Annotated in this window: 11 protein-coding genes and 1 riboswitch; of the genes, 6 read left to right on the top strand and 5 right to left on the bottom strand. The window is 67.4% G+C overall.

Features of this window, described 5'->3' with window-relative positions:
• Positions 1-5: 5 nt before the first annotated feature.
• Positions 6-752 carry a glutamine amidotransferase gene (locus tag GOC52_RS20295; RefSeq protein WP_010482408.1) on the bottom strand — a complete coding sequence of 249 codons (747 nt, stop codon included), beginning with the start codon at positions 750-752 and terminating at the stop codon, positions 6-8.
• The gene (locus tag GOC52_RS20290) at positions 724-2,559 is read right to left on the bottom strand and encodes a GspE/PulE family protein (RefSeq protein WP_191850354.1); all 1,836 of its coding nucleotides are present in this window, start codon (positions 2,557-2,559) and stop codon (positions 724-726) included. The genes GOC52_RS20295 and GOC52_RS20290 overlap by 29 nt, the downstream gene beginning before the upstream one ends.
• Positions 2,560-2,642: 83 nt before the next feature.
• Between GOC52_RS20290 and glyQ the strand changes: the two genes are divergently transcribed.
• The 6 genes from glyQ (at position 2,643) to GOC52_RS20260 (ending at position 17,465) form a co-directional block, all read left to right on the top strand.
• Positions 2,643-3,554 carry a glycine--tRNA ligase subunit alpha gene (gene glyQ / locus GOC52_RS20285; protein WP_019337946.1) on the top strand — a complete coding sequence of 304 codons (912 nt, stop codon included), beginning with the start codon at positions 2,643-2,645 and terminating at the stop codon, positions 3,552-3,554.
• A gap of 77 nt (positions 3,555-3,631) precedes the next feature.
• The gene (gene glyS, locus GOC52_RS20280) at positions 3,632-5,707 is read left to right on the top strand and encodes a glycine--tRNA ligase subunit beta (RefSeq protein ID WP_049413207.1); all 2,076 of its coding nucleotides are present in this window, start codon (positions 3,632-3,634) and stop codon (positions 5,705-5,707) included.
• Between the two features lie 196 nt (positions 5,708-5,903).
• The gene (locus tag GOC52_RS20275; protein ID WP_082587830.1) at positions 5,904-7,700 is read left to right on the top strand and encodes an autotransporter assembly complex protein TamA; all 1,797 of its coding nucleotides are present in this window, start codon (positions 5,904-5,906) and stop codon (positions 7,698-7,700) included.
• A complete protein-coding gene (locus GOC52_RS20270) occupies positions 7,697-11,557 on the top strand; it encodes a translocation/assembly module TamB domain-containing protein (protein ID WP_049454226.1) in 3,861 nt (1,286 codons plus the stop codon). Before GOC52_RS20275 ends, GOC52_RS20270 begins: the two co-directional genes overlap by 4 nt.
• Positions 11,558-11,736: 179 nt before the next feature.
• Complete coding sequence (locus GOC52_RS20265; protein WP_191850352.1) at positions 11,737-13,884, top strand: S46 family peptidase; 2,148 nt, start codon at positions 11,737-11,739, stop codon at positions 13,882-13,884.
• Between the two features lie 134 nt (positions 13,885-14,018).
• Positions 14,019-17,465, top strand: a complete 3,447-nt coding sequence (locus GOC52_RS20260; protein WP_109813706.1) for a hybrid sensor histidine kinase/response regulator — start codon at positions 14,019-14,021, stop codon at positions 17,463-17,465.
• Positions 17,466-17,544: 79 nt separating this feature from the next.
• Here GOC52_RS20260 and GOC52_RS20255 read toward each other — a convergent pair whose 3' ends face one another.
• From GOC52_RS20255 to acs, 3 genes are all read right to left on the bottom strand, one after another.
• Positions 17,545-18,120, bottom strand: a complete 576-nt coding sequence (locus tag GOC52_RS20255) for a manganese efflux pump MntP (protein WP_191850350.1) — start codon at positions 18,118-18,120, stop codon at positions 17,545-17,547.
• Between the two features lie 89 nt (positions 18,121-18,209).
• Positions 18,210-18,299, bottom strand: a riboswitch (yybP-ykoY riboswitch).
• 180 nt (positions 18,300-18,479) lie between these two features.
• Positions 18,480-19,145: a response regulator transcription factor gene (locus GOC52_RS20250; protein ID WP_005420420.1), complete on the bottom strand. Its 666-nt coding sequence runs from the start codon at positions 19,143-19,145 to the stop codon at positions 18,480-18,482.
• A gap of 121 nt (positions 19,146-19,266) precedes the next feature.
• The gene (gene acs, locus GOC52_RS20245) at positions 19,267-21,210 is read right to left on the bottom strand and encodes an acetate--CoA ligase (RefSeq protein WP_191850348.1); all 1,944 of its coding nucleotides are present in this window, start codon (positions 21,208-21,210) and stop codon (positions 19,267-19,269) included.
• Positions 21,211-21,354: the final 144 nt, after the last annotated feature.

Below are 21,354 nucleotides of genomic sequence, written 5' to 3'. Positions count from 1 at the left end.
GCCGATTATCCCTGTTTTGCCGCCGGCTGGGCTGAAGACAGCCGCGCCTGGCGGACGAAGCGGCGCAACAGCTGGCGGGCCAGCGGCGCGGCGCTGACCGCACGCTCGATGCTGCGGGCACAACCGCCGTGGCGACCGATGCAGTCGGCACGGGCGCGCACGTAGCCGCGCATGTGGTGGGTGGCGAATTCCGGATGGAACTGCACGCCCCAGGCCTGGCGGCCCCAGCGGAAGGCATGGCAGCCGTCCAGTGGTGAGCGTGCCAGCACTTCGGCACCATCAGGTGCGCGCAGCACGGTCTGCAGATGGGTGGCATGGGCGGCGAAATGCTGCGGCAGGCCCTGGAACAGCGGGTCCTGCGCCGCCTGCGGCTGCAGTTCCAGCTCGATCGTGCCCGATTCCCGCCCGGCCGGGTTGTAGGCCACCTCGCCACCCAGCGCGTGTGCCAGCAGCTGGTGACCGTAGCAGATGCCGAACACCGGCAGATCGTCGTGGGCGGTCTGGCGCAGCCATGCGGCGCTGCGCTCACTCCATTCGGCGTGGTCGGTGACGAAGGCGGCCGAGCCGGTCACCAGCACGCCAGCGAACGCATGTGGGTCGGGCAGAGCGCCACCGTGTTCGACATCGACCACCACCGTCTCGTGTTCTTCCAGCCCGGCGGCGACCCGGATCCAGTGCGGAAAGCGCCCGTAGCGTCGCAGCGACGGTACCGGGCGGCCGGTTTCAAGGATCAGGAACGGGGCTGGGTTCATCCGGGGGCGGCAGGACTGACAGGACTTCCTCGATTGTAGTCAGCCCCTGCGCCACCTTTTCAAGCCCGGCCTGGCGCAGGGTTCGCAGCCCTTCAGCCCGTGCGGCCCGGCTGAAACCGGCCAGATCCATGTCGGCACGGATCTGCCCGCGCAGCCGCGAGCCCAATGGCAGCAACTCATACAGCCCGATGCGGCCAAGGAATCCGGTGCGCCGGCACTCCAGGCAACCGACCGGCCGACAGGGCGTGGCGGCATCTGGATATGCAGCATGGCTATCAGCCAGCACCGCCCAATCGGCGGCGCCGAGGCTGTGCGGCTGCTTGCAGTGCGGGCACAGCGTGCGCACCAGGCGCTGGGCGAGGATGCCGTTGAGGGTGCTGGCCAGCAGGTAATGCGGCACGCCCAGGTCGAGCAGGCGGGTGACCGCCGACGGCGCATCGTTGGTATGCAGGGTGGACAGCACCAGGTGGCCGGTCAGCGAGGCCTGCACCGCCATCTGCGCCGTTTCCAGGTCGCGGATCTCGCCGATCATGATGATGTCCGGGTCCTGCCGCAGCAGGGTGCGCACGCCGCTGGCAAAGTCCAGGTCGATGTTGGTCTGCACCTGCATCTGGTTGAATTCGGGCGCGATCATCTCGATCGGGTCCTCTACGGTGCAGACGTTCACGTCCGGCGTCGCCAGCCGCTTCAGCGTGGAATACAGGGTGGTGGTCTTGCCCGAGCCGGTCGGGCCGGTCACCAGCACGATGCCGTGCGGGCGCTCGACCAGCGCATTCCAGCCGGCCGCTTCCTGCGGGCTGAAACCGAGCTGGTCGATGCTCTTGAAGGCAGCATCGGGGTCGAAGATGCGCATCACGCACTTCTCGCCGAAGGCGGTGGGCATGGTCGACAGGCGCATCTCGACTTCGCGGCCGCCCGGCGAGCGGGTCTTGATGCGGCCGTCCTGCGGGCGCCGGCGCTCGGCCAGGTCCATGCGGCCGAGCACCTTGATGCGGCTGACCACGGCGGTCATCACCGCCGGCGGTACCTCGAACACCTTGTGCAGCACGCCGTCGATGCGGAAGCGCATGCGCCCCATCTCGCGGCGTGGCTCCAGGTGGATGTCCGAGGCGCGCTGTTCGTAGGCGTACTGCAGCAGCCAGTCGACGATGTGCACGATGTGCTGGTCGTCGGCATTGACGTCGCCGGTGCGGCCCAGCTCCACCAGCTGCTCGAAGCTGGGCAGGGTGGTGTTGGCCTCGCTACGCACGTCGCCACGGGCGCCGCGCACCGAGCGGGTCACCCCGTAGAACTCCATGGTGTAGCGGTGCAGGTCCAGCGGGTTGACCACCGCCAGTTCGATGCGGCGGCGGGTCAGGTGCTGCAGGTCGCGGCGCCATTCCTGCACCAGTGGCTCACTGGTGGCCACCAGCACGCGCTCGGCATCCACCGCCAGCGGCAGGAAACGGTGGCGGCGCGCGTAGGCGTGGGAGACCAGCGCGGTCACCGCGGCGACGTCGACCCGGGTCGGGTCGATGCGCAGGTAGCGGCTGCCGGTACGCCGGGCCAGCCACTCGGTGAGGCGCTCCAGGGTCAGTTCGCCGCCGCCGGTGGCGGCCAGCTTGAGGTTGGACAGCAGTACCAGCGGATGCACTTCACTGGCGTTGCGTGCGCCATGCGCGGAAAACCGCATGCGCTCGCGGTCCTGCTCGGCCACCAGGTCATCGGCGACCAGGGCCGCGGCAATCTGCTCGAAATGCAGCCGTCCCCAGGGCAGCGGGACGCCGCCCGCCTCGCCGGGCGTGCCTGCCGGCAGCCGATGTTCCATCTGCCTGCTCCTCCCGGGTACGGAATGCCCCGCAGGTCGGCCGTTATACTAGCGCACCCCCTTGCCGGCCAAGACTCGTACGCATGTCCGCGACCCCGACCGTTCCGATCACCTTCCAGGGCCTGATCCAGACCCTGAACCAGTTCTGGGCCCAGCAGGGCTGCGTGCTCATCCAGCCGCTCGACCTGGAGGTGGGTGCCGGTACCTTCCACCCGGCCACCTTCCTGCGTGCGATCGGGCCGGAAAGCTGGAACGCGGCCTACGTGCAGCCGTCGCGACGCCCGACCGACGGCCGTTACGGCGAGAACCCGAACCGCCTGCAGCGCTACTACCAGTACCAGGTGGCGATGAAGCCGGCGCCGGACAACATCCAGCAGCTGTACCTGGATTCGCTGAAGGCACTGGGCATCGATCCGCTGGTGCACGACCTGCGCTTCGTGGAAGACAACTGGGAATCGCCGACCCTGGGCGCCTGGGGCCTGGGCTGGGAAGTCTGGCTCAATGGCATGGAAGTGACCCAGTTCACCTACTTCCAGCAGGCCGGTGGCCTGGAATGCCGCCCGGTGCTGGGCGAGATCACCTACGGTCTCGAGCGCCTGTGCATGTACCTGCAGAACTGCGACAACGTCTACGACCTGGTCTGGACCTACGGCCCGGACGGCCAGCCGGTGACCTACGGTGACGTCTACCACCAGAACGAGGTGGAGCAGAGCACCTACAACTTCGAATACGCCGACGTGGAAGAGCTGTTCCACCGTTTCGACGCCTGCGAGCGTGAAGCGCAGAAGCTGGTGGAAGTGAACCTGCCGCTGCCGGCCTACGAGCAGGTGATGAAGGCCAGCCACACCTTCAACCTGCTCGATGCACGCCGTGCGATCAGCGTGACCGAGCGCCAGCGCTACATCCTGCGCGTGCGCGCGCTGGCCCAGGCGGTGGCCAAGGCGTACTACGAGCAGCGCGAGAAGCTGGGCTTCCCGGGCGCGAAGAAGGCCTGACGGCCGCTCCCTCCCTCTCTCAACTTCCGGGGCGCCGGACGCGTTGCGCGCTGCGCCCCCATCACAGGATCGAACCGATGAGCCAACTGTCCCCCCTGCTGATCGAACTGGGCACCGAGGAGTTGCCGGTCAAGGCGCTTCCGGGCCTGGCCCAGGCGTTCTTCGACGGAGTCGTCGAAGGCCTGCGCAAGCGCGGCGTCGCGCTGGAACTGGGCGATGCGCGCCCGCTGTCGACCCCGCGCCGACTGGCCGTGCTGCTGCCGGGCGTCGGCCTGGAACAGCCGGAACAGCACAGCGAAGTGCTGGGCCCGTACCTGAACATCGCGCTGGACGCCGAAGGCCAGCCGACCAAGGCCTTGCAGGGTTTCGCCGCCAAGGCCGGGATCGACTGGACCGCGCTGGAAAAGACCACCGACAACAAGGGTGAGCGCTTCGTGCACCGCGCGGTGACCCCGGGCGCGAGCACTGCCAGCCTGCTGCCGGAGATCCTGCGCGAGGCAATCGCGGCAATGCCGATTCCCAAGCCGATGCGCTGGGGCGACCACGCCTGGGGCTTCGCGCGCCCGGCGCACTGGCTGGTGCTGTTGCACGGCACCAACGTGGTCGAGGCCGAACTGTTCGGCCTGCAGGCTGGCCGCGTCAGCCGTGGCCACCGCTTCCACCACGACCAGACCGTGTCGCTGGCGCAGCCGCAGGACTACGTTGAAGCCCTGCGCGCTGCGTTCGTGCTGGTCGATCCGAGCGAGCGCCGTGCGCGCATCGTCGCCGAGGTCGAGGCCGCTGCGGCCAAGGCCGGTGGCAGCGCCCGCATCACCGACGACAACCTGGAGCAGGTGGTGAACCTGGTCGAGTGGCCGTCGGCGGTGCTGTGCAGCTTCGAGCGCGCGTTCCTGGCGGTGCCGCAGGAAGCGCTGATCGAGACGATGGAGATCAACCAGAAGTTCTTCCCGGTGCTGGATGACAGCGGCACGCTGACCGAGAAGTTCATCGGCATCGCCAACATCGAATCGAGGGACGTGGCCGAAGTGGCCAAGGGTTACGAGCGCGTGATCCGTCCGCGTTTCGCCGATGCCAAGTTCTTCTTCGACGAGGACCTGAAGCAGGGCTTGGTATCGATGGGCGACGGCCTGAAGACGGTGACCTACCAGGCCAAGCTGGGCAGCGTGGCCGACAAGGTGGCGCGCGTGGCCGCCCTGGCCGAAGTGATCGCGCCGCAGGTCGGTGCTGACGCCGCGCAGGCCAGGCGCGCCGCGCAGCTGGCCAAGAACGACCTGCAGTCGCGCATGGTCAACGAATTCCCGGAACTGCAGGGCATCGCCGGCCGCCACTACGCCGTGGCCGGCGGTGAATCGGCCGAGGTGGCGCTGGCCATCGACGAGGCCTACCAGCCGCGCTTCGGCGGTGACGACATCGCGCTGTCGCCGCTGGGCAAGGTGCTGGCGATTGCTGAACGCGTGGACACCCTGGCCGGTGGTTTCGCCGCAGGCCTGAAGCCGACCGGCAACAAGGACCCGTTCGCCCTGCGCCGCAACGCGCTGGGCCTGGCCCGCACGATCATCGAAAGCGGCTTCGAGCTGGACCTGCGCGCGCTGCTGGCCAGTGCCAACGCCGGCCTGGCCGCGCGCAACGTGCAGGCCGACATCGGCGAACTGTACGACTTCATCCTTGACCGCCTGAAGGGCTACTACGCTGACAAGGGCGTGCCGGCCACGCACTTCAACGCCGTGGCCGAGCTGAAGCCCGCCTCGCTGTATGACTTTGACCGCCGCCTGGATGCGATCGGCACCTTCGCCGCGCTGCCGGAAGCCGAAGCGCTGGCCGCGGCCAACAAGCGCATCCGCAACATCCTGCGCAAGGCCGAAGGCGAGATTCCCAGCCAGATCGACCCGGCGCTGCTGCAGGAAGACGCCGAGCGCGCGCTGGCCGAAGCGGTCACCGCCGCCATCGACGACACCGGCGCCAGCCTCCACCAGAAGGATTACGTGGCCGTGCTGGCGCGCCTGGCGCGCCTGCGCCCGCAGGTCGACGCGTTCTTCGATGGCGTGATGGTCAACGCGGAAGATCCGGCGCTGCGTGGCAACCGCCTGGCGCTGCTGACGATGCTGGGCGAGCGCCTGGGCAAGGTCGCGGCAATCGAGCATCTGTCGAGCTGAGATGTAGTGCCAAGCATGCTTGGCACCCACCGGTAGTGCCGGTGGATGTCCATCGGGGTCATTGCCGGCATCGCGCACGATGCCGGCATCCTCGCCTGCGATCACGATGATCGCCACAAAGGCGCGTATTTTGACCGCCACTTAACAACCGATCCCCAATGACGTGATGCATTTCGCATCGTCACCTTCGGTCGGTATGCTGTGCCGCATGCAGCCAAAGAAATACGCCCTGCCACTGATGGTCCTGTCGCTGGCCGCCACCTCTGTGGTCCACGCGCGCGGCACCATCGACAAGGTGGACATCAAGGGATTGGACAAGGGCGACGACGCCGCAATCATCGAGAACATCCAGGAATCGCTGTCGCTGTACGACACGATCGGCAAGGAACAGGGCGAATCGCGCCTGGAGTACCTGCTGTCGCAGGCCGAGCGGCAGACCCGCCAGGCACTGGAACCGTTCGGGTACTACAACCCGGTGATCAAGGTCGAGGCGCCGCGCGAGGACGAGCACGTGCGCGTGCTGATCCATGTCGACAAGGGCACCCCGGTGACCGTCCGCCGCGAGCACATCGACATCACCGGACCGGCGATGTACGACCAGTACCTGCAGGACGACCTGGCCGCGTTCAAGCCGCGCAAGGGCCAGCGTTTCGAGCACACGCAGTACGAAGCCAGCAAGATCACCGTCACCCGTCGCCTGGCGGAGCGTGGTTATTTCGATGCCGACTACACCCAGCGCCAGGTGCAGATCACCCGTGCCGACAACGCCGCCGACATCGACCTGACCTGGGACAGCGGTCGCCGCTACAACATGGGGCCGGTGCGTTTCGAGCAGGATTACTTCGTCGACAAGCTGTTCGACCCGCTGGTGTACTGGGACCAGGGCAGCTATTTCCATGAGGGCAAGCTGGACCGGCTGCGCGAGTCGCTGACCAAGCTGGACTATTTCAGCGTGATCGACATCCAGCCGCGGCCCGACCAGGCCGATGCGAATGGCGAAGTGCCAGTGGATGTGAAGCTGACCCGTGCCAAGCGCACCATCTACACCGCGGGTCTGAGCTACGGCAGCGAGAGTGGCCCGGGTGTGCGCGGTGGCATCGAACGGCGGTGGCTGAACAACCGCGGCCACAAGATGAACACGCAGCTGGACTATGCGCAGAAGCGCAAGAGCCTGGTCACCAGCTACCGCATTCCGGCCTTCAACTGGCTTGATGGCTGGTACACCTTCGCTGCCAGCGCCTACGACGAGCAGACCGACTACATCGACCTGCGCAACTTCAAGCTGATCGCCAGCCGCAGCGGCGAGATCAACGAACACTGGACCGCGATCGCCTCGATCAACGCGCTGCGCGAGCGCTGGCGCTATGCCTCCGGCACCGAATTCACCGACGCGGTCTACAACACCTCGACGCTGGTCTACCCGCAGCTGGTCGCTGACTACGTCAACGTCGATGACGAACTGTTCCCGCGCAAGGGCATCAGCGGTACCGCGACCATGCGTGCCGGCGTTGAAGGTGCCGGCTCGGACACCAGCTTCGTGCAGGCCAACGCCGTGCTGCGCTGGTACATCCCGGTGGGCGAAAGCAACCGCCTGATCCTGCGCGGCGAGGGTGGCACCACCTGGACCAGCGATCTGGTGGCGATGCCGCCGAGCCTGCGCTACTTCGCCGGTGGTGACCGCAGCATCCGCGGCTATGCCTACCGCGAGGTGGGCCCGCGGACCCCTGCACCGGACAAATACGCGCTGGGTGCCAAGAACCTGGTGATCGGCTCGGCCGAGTACGAGCACTATTTCAATGGTGGCCCCTGGGGTGCGGCGGTGTTCGTCGATACCGGCAGCGCCTTCGACAACACCATTGATCTGCACACCGGCGTCGGCTTCGGCGTGCGCTGGAAATCGCCGGTGGGCCCGGTGCGCGTGGATATCGCGCATGGCTTGAACAACCCCGATTCGCAGTTCCAGCTGTACCTCAACATCGGAGCGGACCTGTGAGTACGCCCGCACCCACTCCGAACCCGACCACGCCGCCGCGCGTGCGCTTCTACCGCCGCCGCCGCTTCTGGGCCTGGTCGGGTGTGGGCGTGCTGGGCCTGGTACTGCTGGCCCTGCTGGCGGTCTACTGGCTGCTGCAGACCGTAGCCGGCCGTGACGTGCTGCTGGCACAGGTGGTGGCGCGGCTGCCGGTGGGCGCCAGCTTCACCTGGGACAAGGTAGACGGCCCGGTGGCCGGCCCGCTGACCCTGTACAACGTCGACTTCCGCTACGACGACATCCATTTCCACGCCGAGCGCGCGCACCTGGAGCCGGACCTGCGTCCGCTGCTGGGCCGCAAGCTGCTGCTGGACAAGCTGGAGCTGACCAACGCGACGCTGAACCTGGCCAAGAGTGACGAGCCGTTCAAGCTGCCGTCGTGGCCGGATTCGCTGCCGCAGATCGAGATGCCGTTGGCGATCCAGGCCGATGCCATCGCCATCGATGGCTTCCGCATCAGCCAGGCCAACGAGCCGGTGATCGACATCAGCCGCGTGCGTGGTGGCATCGAGATCGCCAACGGCGAGTTCCAGGCGCACAAACTGGTGGTGGACAGCGACATGGGCAATTTCACTGCCCAGGGCCGCTATATCCCGGCCAAGGACTACGACACCGACGTGACCGTCACCGCCGTGCTGCCGGCGCCGCGTGGCCGCACGGCCGCCACCGTCGGCCTGGTCGCCCGTGGCGACCTGTCGCACATGGAGGTGGCCGTAGCTGGGCGCGCGCCGAAGCCGCTGCACGCGATGCTGGTGTTCGATGGCCGCACCGATCCGAGCTGGAGCGCCAGCATCCGCAGCGACGAGCTGGATCTGGCGCTGCTGTCGCCGGCACTGGCCAGCTCGGCGATCGCACCACTGGCACTGGACTTCACCGCTGCCGGCAAGGGCGGCAACGCCAACCTGCGTGGCAAGGTGAAGCAGGGCGATCAGGCACTGGAACTGGCACCGTCGGTGGTGTCGCTGAAGGACCAGGTGCTGAAGGTCTCACCGCTGCTGGTGAAGGGGCTTGGCGGTGAGGTGCGCCTGGAAGGCACCGCCGATTTCAGCCAGGAAGACCAGCAGAAGCTCAACTTCTCGGTGGTCGCCCATGATCTGACCTACGTACCGGCGCCCGATCCGAACACCGCCGGCAGCGCACCGGTGCCGGTCACCCTGAAGGAAGCACGCTTCGGTCTGGCCGGTACCCTGAAGGCCTGGGCGGCGATCGGCCGCGCCGAGGTCGAGCGCGACGCGCAGAAGGCGCAGCTGCACTTCGACGTGCGCGGCAACGATCAGGCCGCGTCGATCCACCAGCTGCAGGCGCAGACGCCGGGTGGCCAGCTGCAGGTGGAAGGCCAGGTGGCGTGGGCACCGCAGCTGGACTGGGATGCCAAGGCCACGCTGAAGGATTTCGACCCCGGCTATTTCGTGCCGGGCTGGAATGGCCGCCTGTCCGGCAACCTGGCCTCCAAGGGCCGCCAGCTGCCGCCGCCGGCAAACGCACCGCCGGGTACCGCCGGCACGCTGGAAGCCACGGTCGATCTGCCGTCGTTGAAGGGCGTGTTGCGCCAGCGCAACCTCGACGCGCAGGGCAAGTTCGCGCTGCAGGGCGCGCAGGGCCAGGGTGACCTGAAGCTGTCGCTGGGCAGCAGCCGGGTGACCGCGTCGGGCAAGGTCGGTGATCGCCTCGACATCGATGCACGCTTCGAGCCACTGCAGCTGAGCGATCTGCTGCCGGGCGCCGATGGCGGCCTGCGTGGCCAGGTACAGGTGAAGGGCCCGCGCGATGCGCCGGACATCACCGCCGACCTGGTCGGCAACAACCTCAACTGGGACGGCTACGGCGCCGAGAGCGTGAGCATCAAGGGCCACCTGCCGTGGCGCGGCGACAGCGGCACGCTGGCGATCCAGGGCCAGCAGGTCAATGCCGGCATGCTGCTGGAACGCTTGAACGTGGATGCGCAGGGCAGTGTCTCCAACCTGCGCCTGGCGGCGCAGACCCGCAACGAGATGGGCGCGATCGAGCTGCAGGGCAGCGTCCGCCAGCAGGGCGCGCAGTGGCGTGGCGAGCTGGCCGCGCTGCGCATCGCACCGGTGAAGGGCGATGCCTGGTCGCTGCGTGCACCGGCGGCGTTCGCGATCAACGGCAGCACCTACACCCTGGGCGAAGCGTGCCTGGCCGCGACCAGCAGCGGCACGCTGTGCGCACAGGCCAACTGGCCGCGCGAGGGCCTGGTGGTGCGCAGTGATGCACTGCCGCTTGCGCTGGTGCAGCCGTGGTTGCCACCGCAGTCCGGCCGTCGCATCTACCTGCGTGGCGATGTCAGCCTGGACGCGCAGATCCGCCCGCGCGGCAATGCATGGGAAGGCCATGTGGAAGTGCGCTCGAAGGAAGGCGGCGTGCGCCTGGGTGAGAACCGCAACACCGTGGGGGACACCACCCGCGGCGAGCTGGTGCGCTATGACCAGTTCTCGCTCAAGCTCGACATGACCCCGGCCAGCATCAAGGGCTATCTGGGCATGGGCTTCCAGGGCAACGGCTTCGTCGATGCCAGGATGCAGACCGGCTGGGAAGCCAGTGCACCGCTGAACGGCGAGCTCTACCTCAATATGTCGCGGCTGTACTGGCTGGAGCTGTTCTCGCCGGACATCGTGCGACCGACCGGCCTGATCGAGGGCCACGTCAGCCTGCGTGGTACGCGTGGCCAGCCGTCGCTGGGTGGCGACGCGCAGCTGAGCAACTTCAAGGGTGAATTCCCCGCGCTGGGCCTGACCTTCGACCAGGGCAAGGGCAGCTTCGTGGCGCAGCCCGACGGTTCGGCCAAGATCACCGCGCAGGCCAACTCTGGTCAGGGCACGCTGTACGTGGATGGTGGCCTGTCCTGGTTTGGCGATGCACAGCCGCTGCAGCTGAAGATCCACGGCGAGAACGTGCTGCTGTCCAACACCAGCGAGCTGCGCATCGTCGCCAATCCCAACCTCGACTTCACCCTGGCCAAGGCGGCGATGGAGCTGCGTGGCACCGTGCACGTGCCCGAGGCCGATATCGACCTTGAGCGCCTGGACCGTGGCACCTCGGTGTCCGAAGACGTGGTGGTGCTGGACCCGGCCGATCCGGAGGAGTCGCGCACCTCGCCGCTGGACATGGACCTGACCGTCAGCCTTGGCGACAAGGTGAAGATGACCGGCTTCGGCCTGAAGGGTGCGCTGACCGGCAAGATGCAGGTCTGGGCCAAGCCTGGCCGCGAAATGACCGCCAATGGCGGGCTGGAAGTCAGTGGCCGCTACAAGGCGTACGGTCAGGACCTGACCATCACCCGTGGCAACCTCACCTGGAACTACAACGCGGTGTCCGACCCGCGCATCAACATCCGTGCCGAGCGCCGGATCGGTGATGTCACCGCCGGCATCGACGTGACCGGGCGTGCGCAGCAGCCGCGTGCGGACGTGTGGTCCGAGCCGGCGATGTCGCAGTCCGAAGCACTGGCCTACCTGGTGCTGGGCCGCAGCCTGACCGGTGCCAGCAGCGACCAGACCCAGCAGGTCAACGCGGCTTCCGCGGCGCTCTCGGCCGGCAGCGGCCTGCTGGCTTCGCAGCTGGGCGCCAAGCTGGGCCTGGACGACGCCGGTGTGAGCCAGTCGCGCGCGCTGGGCGGCTCGGTGATCGGTGTCGGCAAGTACATCTCGCCCAAGCTGTACGTCGGCTACGGCGTGTCGCTGGTCGGTGCCGGTTCGGTGATCACGCTGAAGTACCTGCTGCGTCGCGGCTTCGACGTGGAAGTGGAATCGAGCACGGTGGAAAACCGTGGGTCGATCAACTGGCGGCGGGAGAAGTAGAGCCACGGGGGATTTCTGTAGAGCCGAGCCATGCTCGGCTCACGCGCGCAGCGCGGACTGACGGAAGAGCAGCCGAGCAAGGGCTCGGCTCTACCTGACAGGCCCCCAACCATCGGGCGTTGCCCCATCCGGCCCCAGCGGCTATGGTCCCGGGCTGTTCTGTCGTACCGGATTGCCTCATGTCACCACGCAAAGCCCTTCCCACCGCCCTGGCCCTGGGCCTGACCCTCGCCACCGGTGCCCACGCCGACGAAGGCATGTGGATGCCGACCCAGCTGCCGGAACTGGCCAAGCCGCTGCAGGCAGCCGGTTTCAAGGGCAATCCGGCCGACCTGGCCAACGTCACTGCGCCGCCACTGAGCGCGGTGGTGCGTGCCGGTGGCGGCACCGGTTCGTTCGTGTCCGCCGACGGCCTGCTGCTGACCAACCACCACGTGGCGATGGGCGTGATCCAGTACAACAGCTCGCCCGAGCACGACCTGATCAACGGTGGCTTCATCGCCAAGGACCGTGCCGACGAGCGTCCGGCCAACCCGGACTTCCGCGTGCTGGTCACCGTCGGCTTCGACAAGGTGACCGACCAGGTGCTGGCGCAGGCGCGTGGCAAGACCGGTCGCGCCTACTTCGATGCGGTGGATGCGGCCAGCAAGCAGATCGTGGCCGAGTGCGAGAAGGACGGCAGCGTGCGCTGCTCGGTGGCCAACATGTACTACGGCACCGACTTCTACCGCATCGCCCAGCTGGAACTGAGCGACGTGCGCCTGGTGTATGCGCCGCCGCGTGCGATCGGCAACTACGGCGATGAGATCGACAACTTCATGTGGCCGCGCCACACCGGCGACTTCACCCTGCTGCGCGCCTACGTGGGCAAGGACGGCAAGCCGGCCGCCTACAGCAAGGACAACGTGCCCTACCAGGCACCGGCACACCTGCAGATGTCGGTGGAAGGCCCGAAGGAAGGCGACTACGCGATGCTGGCCGGTTACCCGGGCATCACCTACCGCCATCGCACCGCCGCTGAATTCGCCGGCCAGATCGATACCGTGCTGCCGCGCCGCGTGTCGGTGTTCCAGCAGATGATCGACACCATCGAGGCCGCCACCGCCAAGGACGCGCAGGCGCGTACCCGCTATGCCTCGCAGCTGCAGTCGCTGAAGAACAACCGCAAGCGCGCCGCCGGTGAGCTGGAAGGCCTGCTGCGCAGCGACGCCAAGGCCCAGCGTGCCGCCGACGAGACGGCGATGCTGGCTGCCACCGACCGCAAGTATCAGGGCGACATCAAGGCGCTGCTGACCAACTTGTCCCAGGGTGCGGCGGTGGGCGAGCGCGACCTGCTGCTGGACCAGATGGCCGCGCAGAGCCAGCTGCTGCGCTCTGCGCTGCTGCTGGAGCGCCTGCGCATCGAATCGGCGAAGCCGGACGCGCAGCGCGAGAGCGGTTTCCAGCAGCGCGACCAGGCGATGATCGAAGGCGTGCTCAAGCAGGTCCAGCGCCGTTACGCGCCGGAGGTCGAGAAGGCGCTGCTGACCACCCTGCTGACCCGTTACCAGCAGCTGCCGGACGCGCAGCGCGTGGCCGAGTTCGACGCCGCCTTCGGCCGTACCCCGGCCCAGCTGTCCAAGGCGCTGGACACCCTCTACGCCGGCACCCAGCTGGGTGACGAGGCGCAACGCCTGTACCGTTTCGCCGCCGCCCGCGAAGGCAAGGCACTTGCCGCCGATCCGCTGATCGCCGTGGCCGGCCCGCTGGTGGCCGCGCAGCTGCGCATCGAGAACGAGAGCAAGACCCGTGAAGGCGAGCAGCTGCGCCTGCGCCCGGCCTACATGCAGGCGCTGTTCGCCTGGCGTGCCAAGCAGGGCCGCGCGGTGTACCCGGATGCCAACCGCACGCTGCGCATCAGCTACGGCAAGGTCGAGGCGCTGCACCCGCGTGATGGCGTGACCTATTCGCCGGTGACCACCGTGGCCGGCATCGTCGAGAAGAACACCAACGCCTACCCGTTCGATGCACCCAAGCCGCTGCTGGCGGCGATCGCCAAGGGTGATTTCGGCAGCACCGCCGACCCGGCGCTGAAGACCCAGACGGTCAACTTCCTGACCAACCTGGATACCACCGGCGGCAACTCCGGCTCGCCGGTGCTCAACGCCAAGGGCGAACTGATCGGCCTGAATTTCGACAGCAACTGGGAGTCGGTCAGCGCCAGCTGGTGGTTCGATCCGCGCTACAAGCGCGCCGTGCACGTAGACATGCGCTACCTGCGCTGGCTGCTGGCCAAGGTCTACCCGGCGCCCGAGCTGCTGAAGGAAATGGGCGTGCCGGCCCAGTAAGAAGCCGGCCACGACCAACGGTCGTGGCCCGCACCGCGTAGGCCCCCACCCTGGTGGGGGTGGTTGCCCCAACGAGCCCGCACCACCGGCCACGCCTGGCCTACACTGCGGGTTCTTCCGACGGAAACGCACGCGTGGTCTCCAGCTGGATCCTGCTGCTGGTCTCGGTTGCCTATGCTGCGCTGCTGTTCGGCGTGGCGTGGTGGGGTGACCGTCGACCGATGTATCCCGACCGGCCGTGGCTGCGGCCGGTGGTCTACAGCCTGGCGCTGGCCGTGTACTGCTCGTCGTGGACCTTCTACGGCGCGGTCGGCACCGCCGTGCGCAACGGCGTGGGCTACCTGCCCATCTACATCGGCCCGCTGCTGCTGCTGCTGTTCGGCTGGCGCATCATCGAGCGCCTGGCGCTGATCGCGCGCAGCCAGAACGTGGTTTCCATCGCCGATTTCATCTCCTCGCGCTTCGGCCGTTCGCGGCGGCTGGCGGCGTTGGTGGCGATCATCGCGCTGATCGGCATCATTCCGTACCTGGCGCTGCAGTACAAAGCAGTGGCGATGAGCCTGCAGGTACTGACCGGCAACACCGGCCCGACCGGCTTCTTCACCGATCCGGCGCTGTACGTGGCGCTGCTGATGGCGTTGTTCGCCACCCTGTTCGGCACCCGCCAGGTCGATGCCACCGAGCACCACCACGGCATGATGCTGGCGATCGCCTTCGAATCGGTGATCAAGCTGCTGGCGATGGTGGCGGTGGGCGTGTTCGCCTACCTGTGGCTGAGCAACCGCACCGACGCAGTGGTCGAGTCGGTGCATACGCTGTTCACCGGCCTGCCGCCGGTGGGATTCATCTCGCAGACGCTGCTGAGTTTCCTGGCCATCATCTGCCTGCCGCGCCAGTTCCACGTGGCCGTGGTCGAATGTGGTGACGTGCGCGATGTGCGCCGCGCGCGCTGGATGTTCGGTGGCTATCTTGTGCTGATCTCGGGCATGGTGCTGCCAATCGCCACCGCCGGCGTGACCCTGTTCGGCACCGGCGGCAGCGTTGCCGACGATTCGATGGTGCTGGCCCTGCCGCTGGCCGAAGGCCGCAATGCGCTGGCGCTGATCGCCTATGTGGGCGGTTTCTCTGCCGCCACCGGCATGGTCATCGTGTCGTCCATCGCGCTGGCCACCATGGTCAGCAACGACCTGGTGATGCCGGTGCTGCTGCGCCGCAGTGGCGACCACCAGGAAGCGGCCGATGTCGCCTCGCGCGTGCTGTGGATCCGTCGCCTGGCGATCCTGCTGCTGGCGCTGATGGCCTACAGCTACTACCGCACCAGCAGCAACGACAGCACGCTGGCGTCGTACGGCCTGATGGCGTTCGCTGCAGTGGCGCAGTTCGCGCCGGGCCTGATCGGTGGCCTGTACTGGCGCGGCGCCAGCCGCCGTGGCGTCGAGATGGGCATGCTGCTCGGCTTCGCGACGTGGCTGTACACGCTGCTGCTGCCGGCGATGACCATGGCCGGCTGGGTCGATGCCGCCTGGGTGCAGCATGGTCCGTTCGGCATCGAGTGGCTGCGCCCGCAGCAGCTGTTCGGCATGACCGGCTGGGATCCGCTGACCCACGGCACGTTCTGGTCACTGCTGGTCAACGCGGCGACGATGATGCTGGTGTCCGCGCGCTGGCGCCCCGGCGTGGACGAGCGGCTGCGTGCGGCACCGTTCCTCGACCCCTATGCCGAGCGCCCGTCGGTGGCCGGCGGTTGGCCGGGTCACGTGCATGTGGGCGATCTGCTGGCGCTGGCCTCGCGCGTGGTCGGCGAGCGCCATGCGCGGCGCTCGTTCTTCGAGCAGGCGCAGTCACTGGGCCGTGAACTGCAATCCTCGGCGCCCGCCGACCGGCCGTGGGTGCAGTTCACCGAACGCCTGCTGGCCGCGTCGATTGGCGCGGCATCGGCGCGCCTGCTGCTGACCAGCCTGCTGCGCGGGTCGGGCATGGACCTGGGTGAAGTGGTGGCAGTGCTGGACGAAGCGGGGCAGGAGCTGCGCTTCAACCGCGAGATCCTGTCGACCACGCTGGAGAACATCAGCGCCGGGGTCAGCGTGGTCGATCCAGACATGCGGCTGACCGCGTGGAACCGTCGCTACCAGGACATGTTCGGCTACCCCGACGGCATGCTCTATGTGGGCCGCCCGGTGGCCGACCTGATCCGTTACAACGCCGAGCGCGGCGAATTGGGCGAGGGCGATATCGAAGTGCAGATCAACCGCCGCATCGGCTACATGCGTGCCGGTTCACCGCACGTGTTCGAGCGCACCCGCAGCGACGGCAAGGTGATCGAGATGCGTGGGCAGGCGCTGCCCGGCGGCGGTTACGTGACCAGCTACAACGACATCACCGACTACAAGCACGCGGAAAAAGCACTGCTGGAAGCCAACGAGACGCTGGAACAGCGCGTGGCCGAGCGCTCGCACGAGGCCGAGGTCGCGCAGCAGTCGAAGACGCGGTTCCTGGCGGCGATCAGCCACGACGTGCTGCAGCCGCTGAACGCCGCGCGCCTGTTCGCTTCGGCGCTGCGCGACAGCGACCACGTGAGCGACGAACAGAAGCACCTGGCCGAACGCGTGGATGCCTCGCTGCGCGCGGCCGAAGAACTGCTGGATGGCCTGCTGGACGTGTCGCGGCTGGATGCCGGTGGCCTGCACCCGGTCATCGGCGAGTTCGACGTGAGTGCGTTGATGCGCGAACTGGCGGCGCAGTACACGCCGGTGGCTGCAGGTCGTGGCCTGCGCCTGGACCTGTTCGCGCGCCCGGCGTGGGTACGCAGTGACCGCCGTCTGCTGCGCCGCGTGCTGCAGAATTTCCTGGCCAACGCGTTGCGCTACACCCGTCAGGGGCGCATCGTGCTGGCGGTGCGCCATCGTGGCGATGAGGTGGAGCTGCAGGTATGGGATACCGGACCCGGCATTCCCGAGCACCACATGCGGCAGATCTTCGACGAGTTCCACCGCTACCAGCAGCCGTTCGACTGGGGCGAGCAGGGGCTGGGGCTGGGCCTGTCGATCTGCCAGCGCATCTCGCGCCTGCTTGACCATCGCCTCAATGCACGCAGCCGCGTCGGCAAGGGATCGATGTTCTCGATCATCCTGCCGCGTGTGGCGCCGTTGCCGGGTTACACCGAGCTGGCCACGCCGGTACAGGCGGTGGCCGCACCGGTGCGCAGCGATTCGCTGGCCGGCCTGCGCGTACTGTGCGTGGACAACGACGAAGAGATCCTGGACGGCATGCGCGCATTGCTTGGCCGTTGGCAGGTGCAGGTGATCACCGCTGCCACCGTCGACCAGGCGCTGGAGAAGATTGCCGAGCGCCCGCAGGTGATGCTGGTGGACTACCACCTGCACGACCGCATGGATGGCCTGGATGCGCTGGTGGCACTTCGCGAGGCTGCGGGCTACCCGTTGCCCGGCGCGCTGCTGACCGCCGATGGTCGCGACGAGTTGAAGCGGATGGCGCGCGAACGCGGCTACCGCGTGCTGACCAAGCCGATCAAGCCGGCCTCGCTGCGCGCCTTCCTGGGCGCGCTGCGCGATGCGCAGTAGATCCACGCCATGCGTGGATGCGATGCCAGGTAGTGCCGGCCGCTAGCCGGCAACCACGCAATCGCTCACTTCCGACGCGTTACCCCGCGCCGTGTAGGTGCTCGTACAGGATCGTCGCGCCGATGATCACCAGGATCACGCCACCGATGATCTCGGCGCGCTTGCCCACCATGCTGCCCAGCACGCGGCCGAGCATGATGCCGACGGTGACCATGGTCAGCGTGCACAGGCCGATGACCGCTGCCATCACGCCGATATGCACGTCCATGAAGGCCAGGCCGATGCCCACCGCCATCGCGTCGATACTGGTGGCGAACCCGGTCAGCGCCAGCTTCCAGAAGCCGTGGTGCTGCGAAGGGTCGTCGTCTTCCTCGGTACTGTCGGGGCGTAGGCCGTTGTAGATCATGTGGATGCCCAGCGCGCCGAGCAGGCCGAAGGCGATCCAGTGGTCGAAGGCTTCCACGTACCGCAGCGCGGCGCGGCCGAGCAGCCAACCGATGATGGGCGTGATCGCCTCGATGACGCCGAAGATGATGCCTGCACGTAGTGCATCGCGGAACACCGGCTTGCGCATGGCCGCACCCTTGCCGATCGCCGCGGCGAAGGCATCGGTGGACATGGCAAAGCCGATCAGGAGGATCGAAATGGGGGACATTGGCGGCTGCTGAAGGTCGGGCAAGGACGGACGCACGGCTCGCGCTCGCGCCCAACCTGACGTTGCGCGCGCGGGCCGCTGGTCTCGCCAACCATCATGGTTGTCCACGCCACGGCGCAGTGGCCGAGTATGTTGACGTGGACGATTCCTGCGTAGGAATCCGGCTACTCCCCAAGGGGACGCGAAGCTTAGCACCGCGATCCGCGCGTGGCGCATTTGCAGCGAAACGCGCAGGCAGGGCTGGTTTTTATAGCGATGGCTATAACATGGGCGAAGCAAAGGCGTGCCAAGCAAGCTTGGCACCTACCAAGGCGGTTTCAGGCGTTTCAGGCGATTGCCGGCCAGCGGCCGGCACTACCTCAGTCTTCTTCCGGCGGCAGCACGATGGCGTCGTCGTCGATGGCCAGCTTGCCGGCCATCAGCACGGCCTGGGTGCGGTTGGTCACGCCCAGCTTGCGCAGGATGGCGGTGACGTGGGCCTTGATCGTTGCTTCGGAGACGTTGAGGTCGTAGGCGATCTGCTTGTTCAAGCGGCCGGCGCCGAGCATCTGCAGGACGCGGAACTGCTGCGGGGTCAGCTCGCGCAGGCGCTGGCCGACTTCGCGTTCTTCGCTGCCGGTGGGCGGCACGTTGTGCGCTTCCGGCGGTGCCCAGGTCTCGCCATCGAGGATGGTGCCGAGTGCATGGCCGATGGTGTCCGAGTCGGCCGATTTGGGAATGAAGCCGAGCGCACCGTGGTCGAGCGCGCGGCGCATCACCGTGGCCTCTTCGCGCGCGGACACCACCACCACCGGCAGCTGGGGGTGCAGTGAGCGCATGTGCACGAGTGCGTTGAAGCCCTGCGCACCCGGCATGTTGAGGTCCATCAGGACCAGGTCGGCGTCGTTGTGCTGATCGGCCAGCGCGTACAGTGCTTCCACGCTGTCGGCCTCGAACAGTTGTACGCCCGGGATGACCCGCTGCACCGCCCCACGCAGGGCTTCGCGGAACAGCGGGTGGTCATCGGCAATCAGGAGGGTGGTCATGGGTCGAGCTTATCGATCAGGAAAAAGAGCGACGTGATGGCAGGTGCAGGACGGGTCGGACACGGCCGGGTCCCTCCTCCCGGCCACGTCCCTGGCGCGTCCTGCGCCTGCAGTCACGGCATCAGCGCACCTTGCGCTCGTCCACCAGCGACGCCACCACCGACGGATCGGCCAGGGTCGAGGTGTCGCCGAGCTGGTCCGGTGCGTTCTCGGCGATCTTGCGCAGGATGCGGCGCATGATCTTGCCCGAGCGGGTCTTCGGCAGGCCCGGCGCCCACTGCAGGTGGTCCGGCGTGGCGATCGGGCCGATTTCCTTGCGTACCCAGGCGACCAGTTCCTTCTGCAGTTCGTCGCTCGGCGCTTCTTCGGCCACCAGGGTCACGTAGGCATAGATGCCCTGGCCCTTCACGTCGTGCGGGAAGCCGACCACGGCGGCTTCGGCCACCTTCGGATGCGAGACCAGCGCGCTTTCCACTTCGGCGGTGCCGATGCGGTGGCCGGACACATTGATCACGTCGTCAACGCGGCCGGTGATCCAGTAATAGCCGTCCTCGTCGCGGCGGCAACCGTCACCGGTGAAGTAGCTGCCCGGGTAGGTGCGGAAATACGTATCGATGAAACGCTGGTGGTCGCCGTACACCGTACGCATCTGGCCTGGCCAGGAATCACGGATGATCAGGTTGCCCTCGGTCGGGCCTTCCTGGATCTCGCCATCGGCATTGACCAGCGCCGGCTGCACGCCGAAGAAGGGCAGGGTGGCCGAACCCGGCTTGAGGTCCATCGCACCGGCCAGCGGCGAGATCAGGATGCCGCCGGTTTCGGTCTGCCACCAGGTATCGACGATCGGGCAGCGGCTGTCGCCGACCACCTCGTAGTACCAGCGCCAGGCTTCCGGATTGATGGGTTCGCCCACGCTACCGAGCAGGCGCAGCGACGCGCGGGAGGTCTTCTTCACCGGCTCCTCGCCCTCGCGCATCAGCGCACGGATGGCGGTCGGGGCGGTGTAGAAGATGCTCACCTTGTGCTTGTCGATGACATTCCAGAAACGCGAGGTGTCCGGGTAGTTCGGCACGCCTTCGAACATCAGCGAGGTCGCGCCGTTGGCCAGCGGACCGTACACGATGTAGCTGTGGCCGGTGACCCAGCCGACGTCGGCGGTGCACCAGTAGATGTCGTCCTCGCGCAGGTCGAACACCGCTTCATGGGTGTAGGCCGCGTACAGCAGGTAACCGCCGGTGGTGTGCAGCACGCCCTTTGGCTTGCCGGTGGAACCGGAGGTGTAGAGGATGAACAGCGGGTCTTCGGCGTTCATGCGTTCCGGCTCGCAGCTGGCCGGCTGGCTGTCCACCACATCGTGGAACCAGCGGTCGCGCGGCGCCTGCATGTCCACCGCGCCGCCGGTATGGCGCACCACCAGCACGGTTTCAACCGTGTTCGTGCCCGGCAGCTTCAGCGCGGCATCGACGTTGGCCTTCAGCGGAATCCTGCGGCCACCGCGCAGGCCCTCGTCGGCGGTGATGATCAGCTTGCTCTGGCAGTCGCTGACGCGGTCGGCAATCGAGTTCGGCGCGAAGCCACCGAACACCACCGAGTGGATCGCACCGATGCGCGCGCAGGCCAGCATGGCCACCGCAGCGTCGACAATCATTGGCAGGTAGATGGTGACCCGGTCGCCCTTCTTGACGCCCAGGTTGCGCAGCGCGTTGCCGAGGCGGCAGGTGCGCTCGTACAGCTCGCGATAGGTCACGTGCTGGGCCGGTGCATCCGGGCCGTCCGGCTCGAACAGCAGGGCGGTCTTGTCGCCGCGCGTTTCCAGCTGGCGATCCAGGCAGTTCACGCTGGCATTGAGCTCGCCATCCTCGAACCACTTGATGTGGAAGTCGGACAGGTCGTAGCTGACGTTCTTGATCTTCGTCGGCGCGCGCATCCATTGCAGGCGCTCGGCGGCCTTGCCCCAGAATCCATCCGGATCGGTCACCGACGCCTGGTACTGCTGTTCATAAGTCTTCTTGTCGATGCGTGCCTTGGCGGCGAACTGCGGATCGACGGGGTAGATATCAGCCATGGCACCCTCACTTGCACGTTGACTTTGTATGTGCGGTCGCAGCATCGCAGCGACCGATCCCCCTCAGTTTGCCCCATCCACCCCCGGCCGCGTCACCACCTTGGTTAGACCATGGTCGAAAGTGAGCGCCCAGCAGGGCCGGGT

It is taken from the genome of Stenotrophomonas sp. SXG-1, assembly GCF_014083965.1.
Taxonomy (GTDB): domain Bacteria; phylum Pseudomonadota; class Gammaproteobacteria; order Xanthomonadales; family Xanthomonadaceae; genus Stenotrophomonas; species Stenotrophomonas geniculata.
Note: the sequence above shows the minus strand (reverse complement) of the source record. Positions and strands in the feature narration are given on the sequence as shown.

Excerpts from the sequence above, each read along its gene's own strand:
- GOC52_RS20295 (WP_010482408.1), bottom strand. The coding sequence starts at position 752 with ATGAACCCAGCCCCGTTCCTGATCCTTGAAACCGGCCGCCCGGTACCG.
- GOC52_RS20290 (WP_191850354.1), bottom strand. The coding sequence starts at position 2,559 with ATGGAACATCGGCTGCCGGCAGGCACGCCCGGCGAGGCGGGCGGCGTC.
- glyQ (WP_019337946.1), top strand. The coding sequence starts at position 2,643 with ATGTCCGCGACCCCGACCGTTCCGATCACCTTCCAGGGCCTGATCCAG.
- glyS (WP_049413207.1), top strand. The coding sequence starts at position 3,632 with ATGAGCCAACTGTCCCCCCTGCTGATCGAACTGGGCACCGAGGAGTTG.
- GOC52_RS20275 (WP_082587830.1), top strand. The coding sequence starts at position 5,904 with ATGCTGTGCCGCATGCAGCCAAAGAAATACGCCCTGCCACTGATGGTC.
- GOC52_RS20265 (WP_191850352.1), top strand. The coding sequence starts at position 11,737 with ATGTCACCACGCAAAGCCCTTCCCACCGCCCTGGCCCTGGGCCTGACC.
- GOC52_RS20255 (WP_191850350.1), bottom strand. The coding sequence starts at position 18,120 with ATGTCCCCCATTTCGATCCTCCTGATCGGCTTTGCCATGTCCACCGAT.
- GOC52_RS20250 (WP_005420420.1), bottom strand. The coding sequence starts at position 19,145 with ATGACCACCCTCCTGATTGCCGATGACCACCCGCTGTTCCGCGAAGCC.
- acs (WP_191850348.1), bottom strand. The coding sequence starts at position 21,210 with ATGGCTGATATCTACCCCGTCGATCCGCAGTTCGCCGCCAAGGCACGC.